This is a genomic window from uncultured Legionella sp. (genome assembly GCF_937871865.1).
GTDB lineage: Bacteria > Pseudomonadota > Gammaproteobacteria > Legionellales > Legionellaceae > Legionella.
The window spans coordinates 1-2777 of the sequence record NZ_CALMPD010000116.1 but is presented as its reverse complement, the minus strand read 5'-3'; the positions used below and the strand labels follow the sequence as shown (position 1 = coordinate 2777).

Sequence of the window (2777 nt, the reverse complement as noted above, 5' to 3'; positions counted from 1 at the left end):
TAAACTTTTCAATAAACTACAAAAAATTCCTATTTCGTGACAACAACTAAACTTGTGTTTTTTCCAGAAAAATTATTTAAATAGATCCTTATAGAATCTAGGCCTTAGTGGCTTTTATTGGAAATTGATAAAATAAAGGAACTTTCTAAATGAGATTTATCCACAGGTGGTCAAGGCTATTTGATGCGAATAAACCTGTGAATGATAACAAAAATTTAAATAAATAACAGTTTTGACTTTTTGTGTTGGTATTTTATTTCATTAAATTCTCGTACTATTGAAAAATTAACGTTGGTAGGAGTTTTAAAAGTTGACCATTCGATCCTTAATCATGGCCTGTTGATTCACTAATCCTTGCTGTTGATTACTCTTTTAAGAGATCGTTGAATTTTTAATTCACTAGACATACATATTTAATTTAAGGGTAATTTAATGTTTAAAAAACAAATCATTTTATTTGCATGCAATTTCTTATTGTTTTTTTCTTATCCACCAATGCGAGCAGCCAAACACGTGCGAGAGGAAATAGATAATGCCGTTGGTGTTTTTTTAGGCCCAACTTACAATAAGGGAAAAAATTCGTTTACTTATGGAGTAGAATATCACCGCATAGTTTCTTTTCCATTTGGGGTGTTAATCGATGCAGAAAATATTCCCAGAAATCGTGAAGGAGATACAGAATATGAGCTATTCGGACTAGCTACTATTAATATGTTAAGAATATGGTTATTGGAGCAGGTCCAGGTCTAAAATTTAAAAAAGAAGAAGTAGAAGAGGAAACGGTCGATGAATTAAAAAAAAGAACTAGAAAACTAATAGGACGAATTTACGTAGGCTACATTTTTGAGCTTCCTAAAGAATTTGAAATAACTCCAAATGCTAATTTAGATTTCACTGAAGGAACCAAAACGAAAGAAGTCAATACAGAAGTAGAAATTTAAGCCGCATTAGCCCATGAATTTCGACATGGCTGGTTTAAATTGAATATCACATCCGTAGTTTCATCAATTTATTACAGGCCAATCGTAAACCATCAAAAATTGGTTGAGAAATATTAGTTGGAAATCCTGGAGGTAATTTCGGGACTGTAGATAAATTTGTGTAACTGTCTATCATAAGAGCCCTTGAGGCTAAGGATAGATGGTAATGAATAGAGAAGATTTAGAGATATTTGCCCGCGAGGCAGCTAAGAGCTTAAAGACAGAAAAAGATCTGAATGATTTCAGTCGAATGCTCTCGAAAATAACCGTTGAAGCAGCATTAAATGCTGAGCTTGAAGAGCATTTAGGCTATAGCAAGCATGAACATCATGAGTCAGTTAATAGTCGCAATGGCCATACCCCCAAAACGCTTAAAACCGAAGATGGTGAATTTGAACTATTAACGCCCCGAGATCGCAATGGAACATTTGAACCTCAGCTTGTAAAAAAATATCAGACTCGACTCACCTCAATGGATGACAAGATTCTGAGCCTTTATGCTAAGGGAATGACAACACGCGAGATTGCCTCTCTATTTAAAGAACTGTATGGTGCGGATGTTTCCCCTACACTCATATCCAAAGTGACTGATGCGGTTACTGAACGTGTTATAGAGTGGCAGTCCAGACCTTTGGAGATGATTTACCCTATTGTCTATCTCGATTGTATCGTGGTAAAAATCAGACAGGACAAACAGATCATCAATAAAGCCATTTATCTTGCTTTGGGTGTTAATCTCGAAGGGCATAAAGAACTCTTGGGCATGTGGATCTCTGAAAATGAAGGTGCAAAATTTTGGCTTAATGTCCTGACAGAACTTCAAAATCGAGGCATTAAAGACATTTTAATAGCCTGTATTGATGGACTTAAAGGTTTTGCTGAAGCAATAAATGCGGTGTTCCCAAACACTAAAATTCAGCTCTGCATTGTGCATATGGTCAGAAACTCAGTCAAATATGTGCCATGGAAGGACTATAAGGCGGTTACGGCTGATTTGAAGCTCATCTACCAATCGGTTACAGAGGATGAGGCGTTGCTTGCACTGGAGCACTTTGCTACACGCTGGGATGAAAAATACCCACAAATAAGCCGTTCATGGAACGCTCACTGGCATAATCTTAATACCTTGTTTAACTACCCAGCAGACATTCGTAAAGCGATATACACAACAAACGCTATTGAGTCACTCAATAGCGTTATTCGAAAAGCCGTTAAAAAAAGAAAACTATTTCCTTCGGATGCGTCTGCCAAAAAGGTAGTGTATCTTGCTATAATCGGCGCCTCTAAAAAATGGACTATGCCGATTAGAGATTGGAGACCCGCACTCAATCGATTTATGATTGAATTCGAAGAGCGGTTAACTGAGTTTGTTTAACACGGATAGTTACACAGAATAATTTACAGGCTCGTAATTTCATACGGATGTTATTTATAACCGAGTCAACTTGCTCTAGCATCTCGTCGAGTAAGCTCTCGGCAATTTCTGCTGAGAAATGAACTGTTTTAGCTGTCTCTATAAAATATCTACGTTGCATATTAAACCAATCATAGTGATTATTTTTTCCTTTAAGTGCCATAGCCATTTTTATTTTTTTTGCTTGTAACTGTTTCCGTTCAATTAAAGGATAAGCTGAAATGATATCGTATAACGGAGTTAATCGATATTTTCCATCTGGTTCTATAAAGATACTGAAATTTTTTGCATGCCCATCAATAGCAGCAAGCAGCCAAAATAGAATTTGAGCGCGATAAAATATTTTTCTATCTTCATTGGACTGCGATGAACCCAGTAATAAC

General features: G+C 36.2%; 4 protein-coding genes. 3 read left to right on the top strand and 1 reads right to left on the bottom strand.

The window, feature by feature from the left end:
- The first annotated feature begins 432 nt into the window (after window positions 1–432).
- The 3 genes from Q0495_RS06280 to Q0495_RS06270 all read left to right on the top strand — a co-directional run bounded on the left by Q0495_RS06280 (window position 433) and on the right by Q0495_RS06270 (window position 2355).
- Window positions 433–750: a hypothetical protein gene (locus Q0495_RS06280; protein ID WP_298624190.1), complete on the top strand. Its 318-nt coding sequence runs from the start codon at window positions 433–435 to the stop codon at window positions 748–750.
- Entirely contained in the window at window positions 723–941 is a 219-nt protein-coding gene (locus Q0495_RS06275; protein WP_298624189.1) for a hypothetical protein, read from the top strand. Before Q0495_RS06280 ends, Q0495_RS06275 begins: the two co-directional genes overlap by 28 nt.
- A 205-nt stretch (window positions 942–1146) precedes the next feature.
- Window positions 1147–2355 carry an IS256 family transposase gene (locus Q0495_RS06270; RefSeq protein ID WP_298624188.1) on the top strand — a complete coding sequence of 403 codons (1209 nt, stop codon included), beginning with the start codon at window positions 1147–1149 and terminating at the stop codon, window positions 2353–2355.
- Here Q0495_RS06270 and Q0495_RS06265 read toward each other — a convergent pair.
- Window positions 2315–2777, bottom strand: a 463-nt coding sequence (locus Q0495_RS06265) for a HipA domain-containing protein (RefSeq protein ID WP_298624187.1), incomplete at its 5' end; no start/stop codon positions are given. The genes Q0495_RS06270 and Q0495_RS06265 overlap by 41 nt on opposite strands.

Bases quoted from the DNA above. Each gene is read 5' to 3' on its own strand.
- Q0495_RS06280 (WP_298624190.1), top strand. From the start codon at position 433: ATGTTTAAAAAACAAATCATTTTATTTGCATGCAATTTCTTATTGTTT.
- Q0495_RS06275 (WP_298624189.1), top strand. From the start codon at position 723: ATGGTTATTGGAGCAGGTCCAGGTCTAAAATTTAAAAAAGAAGAAGTA.
- Q0495_RS06270 (WP_298624188.1), top strand. From the start codon at position 1,147: ATGAATAGAGAAGATTTAGAGATATTTGCCCGCGAGGCAGCTAAGAGC.